At 62.6% G+C, this 15,215-nt stretch carries 13 protein-coding genes; 5 read left to right on the top strand and 8 right to left on the bottom strand.

The annotated features are described in order from the left end of the window. Window positions 1–2 precede the first annotated feature (2 nt). Window positions 3–464, bottom strand: a complete 462-nt coding sequence (locus G3O01_RS14755) for a (2Fe-2S)-binding protein (protein WP_205805811.1) — start codon at window positions 462–464, stop codon at window positions 3–5. 285 nt (window positions 465–749) lie between these two features. On the opposite strand from G3O01_RS14755, the gene G3O01_RS14750 reads away from it, so the two are divergent. Further along, the gene (locus G3O01_RS14750; protein ID WP_205805809.1) at window positions 750–1,439 is read left to right on the top strand and encodes a DUF4410 domain-containing protein; all 690 of its coding nucleotides are present in this window, start codon (window positions 750–752) and stop codon (window positions 1,437–1,439) included. Window positions 1,440–1,449: 10 nt separating this feature from the next. On the opposite strand, the gene G3O01_RS14745 is transcribed toward G3O01_RS14750, so the two are convergent. The 4 genes from G3O01_RS14745 to G3O01_RS14730 form a co-directional block, all read right to left on the bottom strand. Further along, window positions 1,450–4,392, bottom strand: coding sequence for an EAL domain-containing protein (locus tag G3O01_RS14745; protein WP_205805807.1), 2,943 nt, complete (start codon window positions 4,390–4,392; stop codon window positions 1,450–1,452). Beyond that, window positions 4,389–5,684 carry an extracellular solute-binding protein gene (locus G3O01_RS14740; RefSeq protein ID WP_346779187.1) on the bottom strand — a complete coding sequence of 432 codons (1,296 nt, stop codon included), beginning with the start codon at window positions 5,682–5,684 and terminating at the stop codon, window positions 4,389–4,391. Before G3O01_RS14740 ends, G3O01_RS14745 begins: the two co-directional genes overlap by 4 nt. 394 nt (window positions 5,685–6,078) lie before the next feature. Beyond that, window positions 6,079–7,662 (bottom strand): Na+/H+ antiporter, encoded by a 1,584-nt coding sequence (locus G3O01_RS14735; protein WP_205805805.1) that lies wholly within the window; start codon window positions 7,660–7,662, stop codon window positions 6,079–6,081. A 43-nt stretch (window positions 7,663–7,705) separates the two neighbouring features. Then, window positions 7,706–8,698: a helix-turn-helix domain-containing protein gene (locus G3O01_RS14730; protein WP_205805803.1), complete on the bottom strand. Its 993-nt coding sequence runs from the start codon at window positions 8,696–8,698 to the stop codon at window positions 7,706–7,708. Between the two features lie 194 nt (window positions 8,699–8,892). Between G3O01_RS14730 and G3O01_RS14725 the strand changes: the two genes are divergently transcribed. Then, the gene (locus G3O01_RS14725; RefSeq protein ID WP_205805801.1) at window positions 8,893–9,315 is read left to right on the top strand and encodes an ester cyclase; all 423 of its coding nucleotides are present in this window, start codon (window positions 8,893–8,895) and stop codon (window positions 9,313–9,315) included. Window position 9,316: 1 nt separating this feature from the next. Beyond that, window positions 9,317–9,931: a TetR/AcrR family transcriptional regulator gene (locus G3O01_RS14720; protein ID WP_205805799.1), complete on the top strand. Its 615-nt coding sequence runs from the start codon at window positions 9,317–9,319 to the stop codon at window positions 9,929–9,931. Between the two features lie 24 nt (window positions 9,932–9,955). On the opposite strand, the gene G3O01_RS14715 is transcribed toward G3O01_RS14720, so the two are convergent. Both G3O01_RS14715 and G3O01_RS14710 read right to left on the bottom strand, forming a co-directional pair. Beyond that, window positions 9,956–10,372 (bottom strand): organic hydroperoxide resistance protein, encoded by a 417-nt coding sequence (locus tag G3O01_RS14715; protein WP_205805797.1) that lies wholly within the window; start codon window positions 10,370–10,372, stop codon window positions 9,956–9,958. Window positions 10,373–10,544: 172 nt separating this feature from the next. Beyond that, the gene (locus tag G3O01_RS14710) at window positions 10,545–11,465 is read right to left on the bottom strand and encodes a LysR family transcriptional regulator (RefSeq protein WP_205805795.1); all 921 of its coding nucleotides are present in this window, start codon (window positions 11,463–11,465) and stop codon (window positions 10,545–10,547) included. 124 nt (window positions 11,466–11,589) lie between these two features. Here G3O01_RS14710 and G3O01_RS14705 point away from each other — a divergent pair, with 124 nt between their 5' ends. Further along, window positions 11,590–13,713: a 3-hydroxyacyl-CoA dehydrogenase NAD-binding domain-containing protein gene (locus G3O01_RS14705; protein WP_205805793.1), complete on the top strand. Its 2,124-nt coding sequence runs from the start codon at window positions 11,590–11,592 to the stop codon at window positions 13,711–13,713. 194 nt (window positions 13,714–13,907) lie between these two features. Here the strand turns inward: G3O01_RS14705 and G3O01_RS14700 are convergent, their stop codons facing one another. Then, on the bottom strand, window positions 13,908–14,180 hold the full coding sequence (locus G3O01_RS14700; protein WP_205805792.1) for a hypothetical protein: 273 nt from the start codon (window positions 14,178–14,180) through the stop codon (window positions 13,908–13,910). A gap of 622 nt (window positions 14,181–14,802) precedes the next feature. Between G3O01_RS14700 and G3O01_RS14695 the strand changes: the two genes are divergently transcribed. Continuing rightward, the gene (locus tag G3O01_RS14695; protein ID WP_205805791.1) at window positions 14,803–15,204 is read left to right on the top strand and encodes a hypothetical protein; all 402 of its coding nucleotides are present in this window, start codon (window positions 14,803–14,805) and stop codon (window positions 15,202–15,204) included. The last annotated feature ends 11 nt before the right edge of the window (window positions 15,205–15,215 follow it).

Raw genomic sequence — 15,215 nt, 5'->3', positions numbered from 1 at the left:
GTTCACCCCCGGATCGCGTCGGCCGCGTCGTGGATCGCCGCGCGAATGCGCGTGTAGGTCGCACAGCGGCAGATGTTGCCGCTCATCGCGGCGTCGATGTCGGCGTCGGTCGGCTTTGGATTCTGCGCGAGCAGCGCGGCGGCCGACATGATCTGCCCGGACTGACAGTAGCCGCACTGAGGCACTTGCAGCTTCACCCACGCGGCCTGCACGGCTTTCGCGGGCTTGCCCTGCAATCCTTCGATCGTCGTGATGTGGCGGCCTTCGACAGCCGATACCGGCGTGATGCAGGAGCGGATCGGCTGACCTTCGAGATGAACCGTGCATGCGCCGCATTGCGCCATCCCGCAGCCGAACTTCGTGCCGTGCAAGCCGGCAACTTCGCGGATGGCCCACAGCAGCGGCATGTTGGGGTCGGCGTCCAGCGTCGTGGATTTGCCGTTGAGAATCAGAGTGGTGGACATCGATGACTCCGAGTAGGTTCTGGTTGTCGCGGACGCTGCGAACGGCCGCCGTCGCCCACGCTCTCGCGGCTGCCGCTGACGGGCGATGACGAAACGGTGGGAACGTGTCGGAGTGTGGCTCAAAGCGGCCATTTCTGTTGTTCGGATTCTCTGGAAGTCTTGCCTAATCCTGTGGACGCAATCGGGCTGTTTTCATCGCCCTGGCCGGTCGCGTTGCGGCAGGCGGCGTATATTCATCGTTGGCGCAAACAGTTTCCGCACGATCGCCTTGATCAGGAGACCACGATGAACAATCGATGCTGGATACGCCCCGTTGCCGCGATCTGGCTTGCCGCATCCGCGTGCGTTGCGTTCGCCCAGCAAGGCGGCGCGGGGAACGCGACGGCGCCTGTCGTCTATGTGTCGGACTTTGAACTCGACGCCGCGAACATCACGCCCGATCAGAGCCGCTTGAGCCGCGCCCGACGCCTCGCCGGCGATCTGTCGCCGCTGCATCTGACCCAGCAGGATCCGCAGAAGAAGGCGCGGCAACTGGTGGCGCAGATGTCGGACACGCTCGTTGCCGACCTGAAGCGCGAGGGCATCGACGCGCGCCGTTTGCCTGGCGATGCACCGTCTCCCGCGCAAGGCTGGCTGGTGCGCGGCGTGTTCGTGAGCGTGGATGAGGGCAATCGCGTGCGACGCGCTGTGGTGGGCTTCGGCGCGGGACAAGGCCGGATCGAACTGGCCATTGCCATCGATCCCTTGCCCAACGACGCGCCCGCGCCGCTCTATCAAACGGTCGAAGGACAATCCGACCGGCATATGCCCGGCGCGATCGTGAAGCTGAACCCGTATGCGGCGGCGGCCCGCTATGTGATGGCGGGCAACGATCAGCAGGCCGATATCAAACAGGTCGCCAGTCAGGTTGCCGATGCCGTGGTTGCACGCATGAAGTCGCGCGCGCCGCAGACGCAAGCGCCGCCGCCGCAATGAGGGCGGCGCGTCAGCTGCTTTCCTGCCCGACCTCGATGCGCGGCCACACGAGCGCTTCGAACTGATCCGGCGGAACAGGCTGCGAATACAGGAAGCCTTGCGCAAAATCGCAACCGACGCCCGTCAGAAAATCGCGCTGCTCGATGGTTTCCACGCCTTCCGCAATGACCTTCAGCCCGAGCTTGTGCGCAAGCACGACCATCGCTTCGCACAGCGCCTGGTTATCCGCATCGAAACCGAGGTTTTGCACGAAAGACCGGTCGATCTTCAGAAAGTCGATCTCGAAGCGCTTCAGATAAGCCAGCGAAGAATAGCCGGTGCCGAAGTCATCGATCGAAATGCGGATGCCTGCATTGCGGAACGTCATCAGCCGTTCGTCGATCTTCAGGTCGGCATACAGCAACAGGCCTTCCGTAATCTCGACGGCAATGCTTTGCCCCGGCATGCCTTCGCGCTTCAGATGCTCGGACCATTGCGTGCACACCAGATTGTCCTGGCGAATCTGCACGGGCGACATGTTGACGCTGATCTGGAACGACGCATGGAAGCGCCCGCGCCACAGCTTCGCCTGCTGCACGGCCTGCTTGAACACCCAGTCGCCGATGGGGACGATCAAGCCCGTATCTTCGGCGAGCGGAATGAAGTCGAGCGGGCTGATCATGCCGCGCTCGGGATGCAGCCAGCGGATCAGCGCTTCGGCCTTGTAGATCTCGCCCGTCGACAGATCGACGATCGGCTGGTAGTAGAGCGCGAACTGGTCGCCCGGCAGCGCGGCGCGCAGATCGCTCGTCAGACGCAGGCGCTTTTCAGCCGCGACCTGCAGATCCGGCGTGAAGTAGCTCAAGCGGTTGCGTCCGGCGTTCTTCGCTGCGTACATCGCCTGATCGGCGTTCTTGAAGAGCACGTCGAGTTCGCGCGCGTCGTCCGGATACAGCGTCACGCCGACACTCGCCGAGATGAAGGCTTCGTCGGGGCCGAGCGTGAACGGCTCGCACAGCTTGTCGATGATCGCGCGCGCGATTCGCTCGATGCTGTCGGTATTGTCGATATTCGGCAGGATCACCGTGAACTCGTCGCCGCCAAGCCGCGCGACGGTATCCGTGTCGCGCACGCAAGACGTGATGCGCCGCGCGGCTTCGACCAGCAGCGTGTCGCCCGTGTCGTGGCCGAGCGAATCGTTGACTTCCTTGAAGCGGTCCAGATCGATCAGCATCAACGCCATCCGATGCCCGGAGCGCTGCGCGATCTTCGCTTCCTGCTCGAGACGGTTCTGGAACATCTGCCGGTTCGGCAGTTGCGTCAGCGTGTCGAAGTTCGCTTGCCGCCAGATCGCGGCTTCGAACGCCATCCGGTCGGACAGATCGCGGCCGACAGCCAGCACCGAATTCACCTTGCCCGAAGCGTCGATCTCGGGCGTCAGGCGAATATGCGAGCATTGCTCCTGGCCTTCCTTGCCTATCCAGCGCAGTTCGAAATGTCCGCTTCTGCCTGTCGAAATGACGTCGCCGATCTTGCGTTCGTAGATCAGCGCGTTCGCGCCCCCCGGCATTTCCGAAGGCCGCTTGCCGAGCGCTTCGCTAAGCGCGCAACCCGCCGACGCGCAAAACGCGGGGTTCGCATACGTGCGGCGCAGGTCGCGGTCGTAGCGTGTGATCGTGTCGGGCGAGTTCTCGATCAGCGTGCGCGACTCCAGTTCGCGGCTGACGAGTTCCGCCGTGCGCTCGACGACGGTCTGTTCGAGCGACGCGTTGATCTCGTTGATCTTCTGGATCTTCTGCCGGATCGCGCCGCGCATTCTTTCGAAGCGATGCGCGAGGCGGCCGAGTTCGTCCTGACCATCGGCATCGACGTGCGCTTCGGCAAGCGCGCGTTCTTCCGCGCCCGCGTCGCTGCCCGTGTCGTGCATCTTGCGCACGAGATCCTTGAGCGGCGACGAAATGCTGTGCGAAATGAAGTAGGCGAGGAAGATCGACAGCAGAAAGCCCGAAATGCCAACCAGCACGATCTGATTGCGCACGGACTGCGCTTCGGCCGTCAGCCTCTTTTCGGGAATCGTGCTGACGACGAACCACGTCGTGCCGGGAATCCGCGTGTAGGCCGCGAAGTATCCCGCGCGGTCCAGGCCTTCGAAGCTGACGAAGCCGTTCGGCTGGCCGAGCATTTCCGTGTTGTGCTGGATGCTGTCGATCAGGCCGGGTTCGGCCGCTGTGTCGACGCTCACGGGCGCGTCGTCGGCGCGCACGATCAGCTTGTTGTTGCTGGTATCGAGCACGTAGACCTGCGTGCCGGTGCCGACCGCGACGTCGTTGAATATCGACGAGAAATGTTCGGGGCGTATCACCAGCACGAGACTGCCGAGACGCTTGTTGTTGCTCTTGCCGATGACGGCGCGCACCATGCCGAGGTTCAACTGGCCGACGCCGTTGTCGTAGCTGCCCCAGTACGGATGCCCATTGCGGTCGGGCGCCTGCTTGACGAAGCCCATCACGCCGCGCGTCAGTTGCGCGAACGCCTGCGTGTCCATCACGCGGTTGCGGCTGTCGAGCAGATACTTTTCGTTGATGAAATCGACCGAGCCGTAGTGATCGAGCAGCAGACGCGTCATGTCCAGACGCGCCTCGCTCTGTTCCTTTTCGTTGCCGTTCGCCACCTTCATCAGCGCGGACTGCACCTGATCGGACAGCACGAGCAGGCTGCTTTCCGTTTCGACCTGATCCATGCGCAATGCGATGTTGCGCGCAACCTGCTTGACCACTTCCTTCGAGAATATCTCGGCCTTGTCCTTGATGGCCGCCGTCGACTCTGCATACGATATGTAGCCCGAAATGAGCACGGGCAGCAGCGACAGCAGGATGAACGCAGTTATCAGCCGGTACCGTATTTCGACACGGCGCAGCAGATCCTGCGACAGGTATTCAAAAACGCGTTGCAGTGAACCGAAGATCGAGCTCATTTGTAATGCATCTTTGCTTCGTTCTTGACGGACGCGTCCAGCAATTGGGCGGCCTGTCTGGGCGTGATCCTGTTCAACAGGACATCCTGCATCAGGCGATGCAGACGCTCGATCGAGTTTGACGGAAGCACCGAATAATATGGGCTTGCCGTGACGGGATAACGACTGACAGCCTCAGTGTACGCGGCGATCTTCGGGTCGCCCGCCATCGCGCCCGTGCTCTGCCGGAACGGCGAGATGTTCTGGCGTTTCGCCTGGAGAATCGCGAAACCCTTGCCGGCGATGAACTCGAGAAAGCGCATGGCGGCGGCCTTGTTCGGCGTTTCCAGCACGGCAAAGCCCGTTTCGCTGCCGATGATCGGCACGGGCCGCTTGCCCGGCGCATTCCACGGCGGCACGAACACGCCCGTCTCGAAGGCATTGCCGTGCAGCAGCAGACCGGCGGCCCAGCTGCCGTGAATCGCCATGGCGACCTTGCCTTCCTTGAACAGGCGGATGCCGCCGTCGTAGTCCGTCGCCATGTATCCGTCCTGCACGTAGCCGCGTTCCGGGATCAGCGACATTTTGGCAAAAATATCGGCGACGGCGGGTGTGTTCAGATTCAGCGTGCCGTCGTCGATTTTCTTCTTCCACGCGGGTTCGCGCGCCACCACGTTATTCGCGAATCCGAAGCTGAACGGCCCATTGCCCAGCATGTTCGGAAACCCGCCATTCCACATCACGGGCGTGAAACCCGCGCGCTTGAGCTGTTCGCATACGGCGAGGAACTCGCGAAAATTCGTCGGTAGCGCCGGGACCCCGGCTTTCGCGAACATATCCTCGTTGTAGTACATCAGCACCGTCGCCACGCCGCCGGAAATGCCGAACGCTTTCGATTGACGGCTCGTCCAGTCGCCCTTCAACGGGTCGATCATGTTGTTCCACGCCGTCGTCTTGCTGACGTCGGCGAGGATGCCCTGGTCGGCCAGTTCCGCCGAGTACGCATTCGGGTTCACGCTGACGAGGTCGGGCAGATTGCCCGAGGCGACGCGCGGCTTGATGTTCGCCTCGACCGAATTGCCGACCATGAACTGCACGTTCACGCCGATATCGGGATTCTCCTTGCTGAATGCCGCGGCGATCTGCAGCATTTCTTCCGGCCAGTCGGGCGCCCAGATCAGCGCGGTGATGATCGTCTTCGTCGGCGCGGTTGCGGCCGGCGCAGCGGAATCCTTCTGATGACAACCGTACAACGACAAAAAAATCACAGTCACCAGGCCGGATAGCAGGGAGGCAAGGGTAAGTCGGCGCACGTGAGAATCGCTTTCAGTGTCGGGTGGATCGGGCGGACCTTCAGCGACGGCGTGTGCGCCCGGCAGCATGCCGTCGCAGCCCGCCTCGCGACACAGGCTTTTCCGGCGCGACGAGCGCAGCCGCGCGACAGCAGGCGTCAGCGGCGCGGCGGATCGAAGAGCATGGCGGGTCGAACGGCGGGACAGGCGAGTCGGCGGAGCGCAAACGATTGCCGTGAAACAAGGGCCTGATTACATGACGTGACCGTGCGGTCGAAACAGGTAAGCAAACACTTGCGGCGAATGCAGCGCGCATATCAGGCCCTGACGGCAGCTAGGGAATTGGATGGGGCAGTGCCTCAACTGCATATCGGCACGCGTCGATCATTACTTGAGGCGGCCGCCAACGCTGCGCCTAGCCCCGTGCGTGACGCGACGACATTTCCTGCAGGTCGAGATCGTGTTCCATCGTGTGCAGCATGTCGTCGTGAATCTGGCCGCTGCGATGCATGCGCAACAGTTCCGCGCGTCCGGCCGCGATTGCGGCGAGCACGACGTCGTAGTGCGCCTTGCGCGCTTCCAGCGGGAAGCTTTCCGCGTGCTCGAACTCTTGCGTGATGCGGGCCCGGTAGCTGTACTGCTCGAGTAGCCGTGGATGCAGCACGCTGCCGTCGGGCGCATAAACAAGCGGCTTGATCGCTTCCAGCTGTGCCGCTTCGAGCCGCGTCCACGCCTGCGGCTCGCTGAGATACGTCGATGCGTGAGTGTCGCCGTCCGGCTTGACGAGACGGATCACCAGTCCGATCGTCGTGCCTTGCAGTAGCACCGTAAACAGGATGACGACGAACGCGGAGAACAGGATCAGATCGCGGCCCGGCATGCTTTCGGGCAGCGACAGCGCGATCGCCAGGGTCACGACGCCGCGCATGCCCGCCCAGCTCACGACGGAAGCGGAGCGCCAGTCGGCGCGCGGTGCGATGCGTCGCGAAATGCGGTGCAGAACCGCGTTGATCGCTTCGAGTCCGAAGGTCCACACGCAGCGTGACAGCACGACGGTGACCACCGTCGCCATCGCCGCTGGGCCGAGTTCTGCAAGCGCGTTGTCGATACCGCCGAGCCGTTGCATCACGCTGCGCAGCGACAGCCCGATCAGCACGAACACCAGCGCTTCAAATACAAACACGACCACTTGCCAGAACGCGGTCCCACGCGTGCGCACGGTGGCGGAAAACACTTCATGCTGATGCCAGCCGAGCAGCATCCCGCACGTCACCGTCGAAATGACGCTCGACACGCCAAGCATTTCGCCTGCGATATAGCTGATCCACGCCGAGATCACGGAAGTGGTGATGATCAGATAGTCGTCATCGAGCAGGCGCAGCAGACACACTACGATGTAGCCGACCACGCATCCGACCACTACGCCGCCGACTGCCAGCGCGGCAAAGCCAAGCACCGCATGCGACGCGCTGAACGCGCCCGTGAGCGCAGCGGCGACGGCGAAGCGGAACAGCACGAGGCCAGCAGCGTCGTTGAGCAGGCTTTCGCCTTCGAGCAGCACCATCAGGCGGCGCGGCAGCGCGAGCCGCTCCAGCACTGCTTTCGCTGCGACGGCATCCGGCGGAGACACGACAGCGCCGAGTGCGAAACAGGCGGCCCACGGCAGCGACGGCACCACAAAATGCACGACCACGCCGACGATCCACGTCGTGAACGCGACCGCGCCGATGGCGAACAGCAATATGGGCTTGAGATGCCGCTTGAAGTCGGTCCAGACGAAGAAGTACGCGCCATCCATCAGCAAGGGCGGCAGGAAAACGATCAGCACGAGATCGGGGTCGAGCACGATGGGCGGCAGACCCGGCGCGAACGCCATCGCAGCGCCGCCGACCAGCAAGGCCGCCGCGGGCGGCAGGCGCAGGCGTCGCGCCAGCAGTTCGAGCGCGATGATCGCAATCAGCGAAAGCAGCACCAGCTTGAATGCCGATACAGCCGACATGGCTTCTCCTGTTGAGCGTGTGTTGAACGCCGCGACGAGAACGCTAAAGGGTGAACATCCTGAAATCGAGCGGCGACATGTCGAATGCGCGGCGGAACGCGCGCGTGAAATCGGACGCGCTGTTGAAGCCGAGTCCATACGCGATTTCCACGACCGCCTTGTGCGGATAGCGGCGCAATTCGTCGGCGGCCACGCTCAACCGGCGGTTGCGGATATAGGCGGCCAGTCCGCCTTCGCTTTCGAACATCCGGTAAAGCGTCGGACGCGACAACTGCGACGCGACCAGCACACTGTCGGGCGAAAGATCGGGTTCGTGCAGATTGGCTTCGATATAACGCCGGATGGTGCCGAACACGGCGGCGCGCGCGGCCGCGCGTGCACCACCCGACAGGCGCGCATCCTTGCCGAACGCTGCCGCAATCAGCAGCGCGCAGGTTTTCAGCGCGTCGTAGAAGTCGGCGGGATTCGTCGACGGGCCGGTTTGCGATAGCGCCGCGAGATAACCCGGAATCAGGCGCGCGAGCGGCGAATCGTATTCGACCACGTTGCCGTGAATCGACTCAGGCTCGGGCACAACCGACGCAAGCAGCTCGCGCGGCAGGAAGAACGCCAGCAAGCGGCAGTCGGTGCGCGCCATGCGCATCGGCTGCCCCATGTCGAGCGCGAGAATGCCGGGTTTGATCTGCGTGGCGGCGCGTTTCGGATGCATGCCCGTCGTCGTTTCGATCTGGCCATCGACGAGCACGTGGAACACGAACTGGCGCACGCCATCCGTGGAGATTCTCGCCGCGGAGCGCGCCTGCGAGACGGCGTCGGTGCGGCAGTCCATCAAGGTCAGATCGGCGAAGCGGTGCGTGTCGATGCTGCCGCGAAAGCCCTTGTCACGCTGACCGTTCGAAACGGGCACATCGAGGATATGACCGATGCGATTTCTCCAGGCGAGCAGTTGCTGCTGCGGCGACTCGCTGGCGGTAGTGAAGTAGTCGTGCGCGTACTGGGGCCGCCTGGGGTCGTTGGCCGGATGCTCGATCTTCAAGGCTATGAATGAACCCGGAGGAAGTTGATTCCGATTGCACGAAAAGCTGGCTGGACGGTACTGCGCATATCGCGACGATCTTAACCAGATTTTAACCGCGGGTATGAGGCTATATTACGATCTTGTAATGAGACAAGAGTCTCACTAGAATGAATTGGCAAACGATGCGGACATCACCGCGCGAGGAGGCAATCATGACGCTGACGCCTGTGCAGATGGACAGGAAGATCGAAGAGCACTTCGGTTTCGAGCGGTCCGACGATGTCGAAGGCGTACTCGCCACGCTCACGCCGGAGGTCGAGCACGACGTGGTCGGCTGGCCAGCGGGCCCGGTGCGCGGCCGGTCTGACGTACGGCCGTTCTACGAAGCGCTGTTTGCGGATCTGTCTGAGAGCCGCGTCGAATGCTTGCGGCGCCTTTACGGGGACGGTTTCGTCGTCGATGAATCGCTATGGAGCGGGAAAGCGCCGGGGCGGCCGTTCGGGCTCGAAGGGCGTGGACGTCCGTTGCAATTCCGCATGTTGCACGTGCTCGAATTCGCGGAAAGCGGGCACATCAGCCGCGAGAACGTGTGGGTCGATCTTGCCGCCATCATCCAGCAGTTGCCGCAAGCCTGATATGTCCGACGCTACGACCAGCGGGCGCGAGAACCAGAAGCGGCGCACGCGCAAGGACTTGCTGCAGGCGGCGTCGCGTCTGATGCAGCAGGGCCGCAAGCCGAGTCTCGAAGAGATCGCGGAAGAAGCGATGGTGTCGCGCGCCACGGCCTATCGACACTTTCCGAGCATGGATGCGCTAATGCTGGAAGCGTCGCTCGATGTCGCGACGCCGGACGCGACGAAGCTCTTCGGCGCGCGTGCATCGGATGATCCCGTTGCGCGGCTTGCGCGCGTCGATACAGCGCTTCACGACATGATTCTCGCCAACGAGGCACCGCTGCGGATGATGCTCGCGCATTCGCTGGAGCGCGTGGCGAAGGGCGACATCGACGGCGATGTGCCGCTGCGTCAGAACCGGCGGACTGCGCTGATCGAAGCCGCGCTGGAACCTGTGCAGGATCAGTTCAGGCCTGGTGCGCTGGAAACGTTGACGCAGGCGCTCGCGCTCGTGATCGGCACGGAATCGATGGTCGTGTTCAAGGACGTGCTGCAACTCGACGACGCGCGGGCCCGCAAAGTGAAGCGTTGGGCGATCCGCGCGCTGGTCGATGCGGCGAGGCGGGCAGACGAGTGATCGCGCTGCCCTGTTTCAACCCCCTTAAACAAGCGTAATCGTCACGTCGATATTGCCGCGCGTCGCCTTCGAGTACGGGCAGGTCTGATGCGCGCGGTCGACTACCTGCTGCGCGACATCGCGCGGCAGACCGGGCAGGCTGACATTCAGACGTGCCTGGATGAAATACGCGTTATCAGTCGTGCCGAGATCGATCTCGGCATCGACGCTGGTCTCAGCCGGCAGCGAGACGCTCAACCCGCGCGCGGCAATGCCCATCGCGCCGATGAAACATGCCGACCAGCCCGCGCCGAGCAGTTGCTCGGGGTTCGTGCCCGCGCCCGTGCTGCCCGGCGTCGACAGCTTGATGTCGAGGCGGCCGTCCGAGCTGCGCGCGGCGCCTTCGCGGCCGCCCGTCGTGTGAACCTTGCCTGTGTACAGTACGTTGTCGATGCGTGTCATGGTGCGTGCTCCATTGGGTAGTTGAGGGGCAAACAATCGATGACACGTATTGAAGCGTGCGGATGTATCTCGTGTGTGTCGTGCAAAGGCGCGTGTGTATGCGTATGTATCGACGCACGCGCCGGATACATTGCCGTACAAAAGCGCGTGCGAATTTCGGACTGCGGGCCGTTCAGCGCATTGCCATAGCCGGTGCGCCACGTCCGGCCTTGCGCGCTTCGTCGAGCATGAACTCGATGAATTGCGACGTCGCGCGCGTATGGTGAAGGTTCGGCATATACAGCATGTACATGTTCGTGCCGAAGATGCTAAGCCGCCACGGATCGAGCGCCGTGACGACATCGCCGCGCCGGATATCGTCGTGCACGACATAGTCGGGCACCAGCCCGACGCCGAGGCCGGCGAGAATCGCGTCGCGCAGAAACAGGAAGTTCTCGGAGATCACGCCCGGTTCCAGCAGCACCTCATGCCGTTCGTCACGCAGATAGGCGGACAGCCGCAATTGCCGTCCGACGACCGTCGACGTAATGATGGGCGCCGTGCGTAGCGCTTCGAGTTCGACGGGCATGCCGTGCTGCGCGGCATACGCCGACGATGCGCACGCCACCCATCGCACCGGCCCCATGTCGCGGGCGACGAGATTTTGCGGCGGTTCCGACATCACGCGCACGGCGATATCCACTTCGTCGCGCAGCAGATCTTCGACGCGGTTCTCGAACATCACGTCGAGCACGATGCCGGGATACTCGCGCTTGAACGCGATCAGCCACGCCGACATCACCAGCTGCCCGTAACCGCTCGGCACCGATAGCCGCACGCGGCCCTGCAGGCTTTCGCCGAGCGTCGATACCGACTCTTGCGCGGCCAGCAGCGAGTTGCGGATCGCGCGGCCATGCTCGTAGAGTTTCAACCCGATTTCGGTCGGCTCGACACGGCGCGTCGTACGCCGCACCAGTTGCAAGCCGATCGACTTCTCGAACTGGTTGAGGTGATAGCTGACGTTGGCGCGTGTCATCTTGAGCCGCCGCGCAGCCTCGCTGAGATTGCCGGCATCGATGATTTCGACCAGCAGCGTTAGCGCATTGACGTCCACGGCAATTCCACTGTCAAAGATGACTTGACACTCTGTCAATTGGCGATGCGATTGTCAATTCTGCTTATCCCCAAGACAATCCAATGCGATTCCGCTTATTAGCTGCTGGAGGAGACAAACGCCCATGACGACCACCACCGCCACCGCGCTGCCCGTCAGCCACGAACTGCGCGGCAATATCCTGCTCGTCACCATCGACAATCCGCCCGTCAACGCGCTCGGCGTGGATGTCCGCCGTGGCCTCGTCGCGGCCATCGAGGCGGCCGAAGCGAACGCGTCGGCGCGCGCGGTGTTGATCGTCGGCGCGGGCCGCAATTTCATCGCGGGCGCCGACATCCGCGAATTCGGCAAGCCGCCGCAAATGCCGACGCTGCCCGACGTGTGCAACCGCATCGAGATGTGCAGCAAGCCGGTCGTCGCCGCGATTCATGGCGCGGCGCTCGGCGGCGGTCTGGAGGTCGCGCTGGCTTCGCATTACCGGCTCGCCGTCGCGGGCGCGAAACTCGGCTTGCCGGAAGTGCTGCTCGGCCTGCTGCCCGGCGCGGGCGGCACGCAGCGCGCGTCGCGCCTGGTCGGCGCCGAGGCCGCTTTGTCGCTGATGCTGACCGGCAAGCACATTGGCGAACAGGAAGCGTTGAAGATCGGCCTCGTCGATCGTATTGGCCAGAGCGACGATGTGCTCGCCGAAGGTCTCGCTTACACGCAACAACTGCTCGTCGAGCATGCGAGCGTGCGGCGTACGTGCGATGCACAAGCGCTCGCGGACAAAGCGGCCAGCGCGGCCGCGGTTGCCGCAGCACGCGCCGAAACCGCGAAGAAATCTCGCGGTCTGTTGTCGCCGCTGAAGATCGTCGATTGCGTCGAGGCTGCGCTGAACCTGCCGTTCGACGAAGGCATGCGCTTCGAGCGCCAGCAGTTCCTCGAATGTCTCGACAGCCCGCAGCGCGCCGCGCTCGTTCATGCATTCCATGCCGAACGCGAAGTGCAGAAATCACCCGAAACGCGCAGCGCGCAGCCACGGCCGGTCAACTCGGCGGGTGTAGTGGGCGGCGGCACGATGGGCGCGGGCATCGCCGTTGCGCTGCTCGACGCGGGCTTGCCCGTAACGATGGTCGAACGCGACGATGAATCGATCGCGCGCGGTCGCGCGAATGTCGAAAAGGTCTACGACGGGTTGATTTCGAAAGGGCGTTTGAGCGCGGACGCCAAAGCGAAGAAGCTCGAACGCTTCAGCGGCAGCACGTCATACGACGCGCTCGCCCATGTCGATATCGTGATCGAAGCCGTGTTCGAAGACATGGCCGTGAAGCAGGCAGTGTTCGCGCAACTCGACCGCGTGTGCAAGCCGGGCGCCGTGCTGGCGACCAACACGTCGTATCTGGACATCGACGCGCTCGCGGCAAGCATTTCGCGTCCGCAGGATGTGATCGGGCTGCACTTCTTCTCGCCCGCGCACATCATGAAGCTGCTGGAAGTCGTCGTGCCCGCGCACGTTAGCGCCGACGTCGTCGCAACGGCCTTCGATCTGGCGAAAAAGCTGCGCAAGGTGCCCGTGCGCGCGGGCGTGTGCGACGGCTTTATCGGTAACCGGATGCTCGCGGTGTATCGCGCGGCAGCGGACCATCTGATGGAAGACGGCGCATCGCCGTATCAGATCGACAAGGCCGTGCGCGAATTCGGCTTTCCGATGGGACCGTATCAGGTGATCGATCTGGCGGGCGGCGATATCGGCTGGGCGACGCGCAAGCGCCGCGCCGCCACGCGTAATCCGAACGCACGCTACGTGCAGATTCCCGACCGTCTGTGCGAGCGCGGCTGGTTCGGCCAGAAAACGGCGCGCGGCTTCTACCGTTACGACGAAGGCAAGCGCACGGGTGCGCCGGATCCGGACGTGGAAGCGATCATCGTCGCGGAGCGCGAGCGCGCGGGCGTCACGCCGCGCGCGTTGAACGACGAGCAGATCGTGCGCCGCTACCTGGCCGCGATGATCAACGAAGGCGCGAACGTGCTGCACGAGCGCATCGCGTTGCGGCCCCTGGATGTCGACGTAACGTTGATGAACGGGTTCGGTTTTCCGGCGTATCGCGGCGGTCCAATGCACTACGCCGATACGATCGGCCTTGCCACCTTGCTCGCGGATATCCGCGAGTTCGAGAAGCAGGATCCGCTGTTCTGGAAGCCGTCGCCGTTGCTGGTCGAACTCGTCGAGCGGGGCGCTACGTTTGCGAGCCTGAATCAGTCGGCATAACCCGGCGTCGGATTCGGGGCGCGTGTTAAAGATAGTCAAATCCACGCATTCGACGTTGATGCGCGCCGCGTAAAGTCCGAGAATGAAATTGCGGTGACCGTACCGCAAGTGGCAAGGTTAGAGCCGCAGCAATCGCGCTGCGGCTTCTTTTTTTGTGCGCTGAGGAAATAGACGGACGCGTGATGATCGCGTGGTTATTGCGCCGCGGTGAGCCTCGGCCCCGGCCTCGAAGGCTGCGCCGATTCCTGCTGACCCTTGCGCTGATCAGAAACCGCTTCAATGCCCTTCCTCGTCACATCTTCGAGAAAGAGTAGTCGCGAGCGAAAATATTCAGCCCGCAATTGCGCATCCAGAACCTGTTGTTCCGCGCGGAACAATTCCATGCGTAATTCATTCAGCGCGCGTTCTGCCTGTTTCTCGGGAGTCGGAGCGTGGCGTGCTGCCCAGTTTGCAATCCACATCAGCATGATGAACCCCTCGCGTTGTCAGCTGGCATTGCTCGAGCTGCATTATCTGCAGCGCCTGTTCACCTACGACGTTGCATGCCTGACGCATCGACAGTCGGTCCGGACCGCGCGTGTCAGAGTGCCAAGTAATGTTAGTGAAGTTTTCACTGCATGCAGCGCATTTTTCAGCTTAATGCGCCGCGCGAACATATGCGCTGGCGAATGATCGAGCGTTTTCATCACTTGACAATTGCTAAAAGATTTCACGCAACGAATCTCATATAGTACGGACACGGTTTTGAAACAAAACCGCTCAGAATTTATACGGCACGAATCAGGGAGAAACGGCGATTCGCATTCCATTGAGGAATGTCGAACGAGAGACTTACAAAGTCTTGCCTGCCAATTTACGAATCAAACGGGGTGAAGAAAGTCAGCAATGTGACAGCGAGGGGAGACCAATTCACGAGCTGCCGACAGGGCGCGCACAACGATCTAACAATCTTTAAATGATTTTATTGCGCCCTCTTTTTATACTGTCCCTCTCAATTGTGAAAAAACGTTGATGCCGGATGGCGATTCGCGGGCAAACGGGGTAAGTCGGTGCAGGGATCTGAATCGTCGTTGTTTATCGAGGGATCGGATGTTTTTCAGGCCAGGCACCACGCGGATTCCATTCAAGACAGGTAAGCGCACACGCACACGCAACGCCTCTGCACGGCGAATCGAGCTCGATCCAGCGAACGATCCGCATGCTCGCGCTGCAACCGAGGCCTATGCGGATTCGTGTGCGTCGGACATGCCGTGGCTAGCCGAGTGGTTGCGCGAGTCGGCGGCTGGCGGCAATGTGGGGCTGACGCATTGCGCGTCGACGGTTCGCCGCGTGTTCGGTCTCGCGCAGGAATGGGCGGCGCGCGAGCCTGACTATGCGCATGCCGCGTGGGAACATGTGAGGCTTCACCTCGAAGCGGCGCTGACTGCGCACCTGCGGTCGAAAGAAAACAGCGATGACGACGTAGTGGTCTTGACGGGCGCGCAGGCTTAGGCGCGACCGGC

It is taken from the genome of Burkholderia sp. Ac-20365 (assembly GCF_017104715.1).
Classification (GTDB): domain Bacteria; phylum Pseudomonadota; class Gammaproteobacteria; order Burkholderiales; family Burkholderiaceae; genus Paraburkholderia.
Note: the sequence above shows the minus strand (reverse complement) of the source record. Positions and strands in the feature narration are given on the sequence as shown.

Coding starts and splice junctions, on each gene's coding strand:
- G3O01_RS14720 (WP_205805799.1), top strand. CDS start 9,317: ATGTCCGACGCTACGACCAGCGGGCGCGAGAACCAGAAGCGGCGCACG.
- G3O01_RS14755 (WP_205805811.1), bottom strand. CDS start 464: ATGTCCACCACTCTGATTCTCAACGGCAAATCCACGACGCTGGACGCC.
- G3O01_RS14695 (WP_205805791.1), top strand. CDS start 14,803: ATGTTTTTCAGGCCAGGCACCACGCGGATTCCATTCAAGACAGGTAAG.
- G3O01_RS14715 (WP_205805797.1), bottom strand. CDS start 10,372: ATGACACGCATCGACAACGTACTGTACACAGGCAAGGTTCACACGACG.
- G3O01_RS14725 (WP_205805801.1), top strand. CDS start 8,893: ATGACGCTGACGCCTGTGCAGATGGACAGGAAGATCGAAGAGCACTTC.
- G3O01_RS14700 (WP_205805792.1), bottom strand. CDS start 14,180: ATGCTGATGTGGATTGCAAACTGGGCAGCACGCCACGCTCCGACTCCC.
- G3O01_RS14745 (WP_205805807.1), bottom strand. CDS start 4,392: ATGAGCTCGATCTTCGGTTCACTGCAACGCGTTTTTGAATACCTGTCG.
- G3O01_RS14705 (WP_205805793.1), top strand. CDS start 11,590: ATGACGACCACCACCGCCACCGCGCTGCCCGTCAGCCACGAACTGCGC.
- G3O01_RS14750 (WP_205805809.1), top strand. CDS start 750: ATGAACAATCGATGCTGGATACGCCCCGTTGCCGCGATCTGGCTTGCC.
- G3O01_RS14735 (WP_205805805.1), bottom strand. CDS start 7,662: ATGTCGGCTGTATCGGCATTCAAGCTGGTGCTGCTTTCGCTGATTGCG.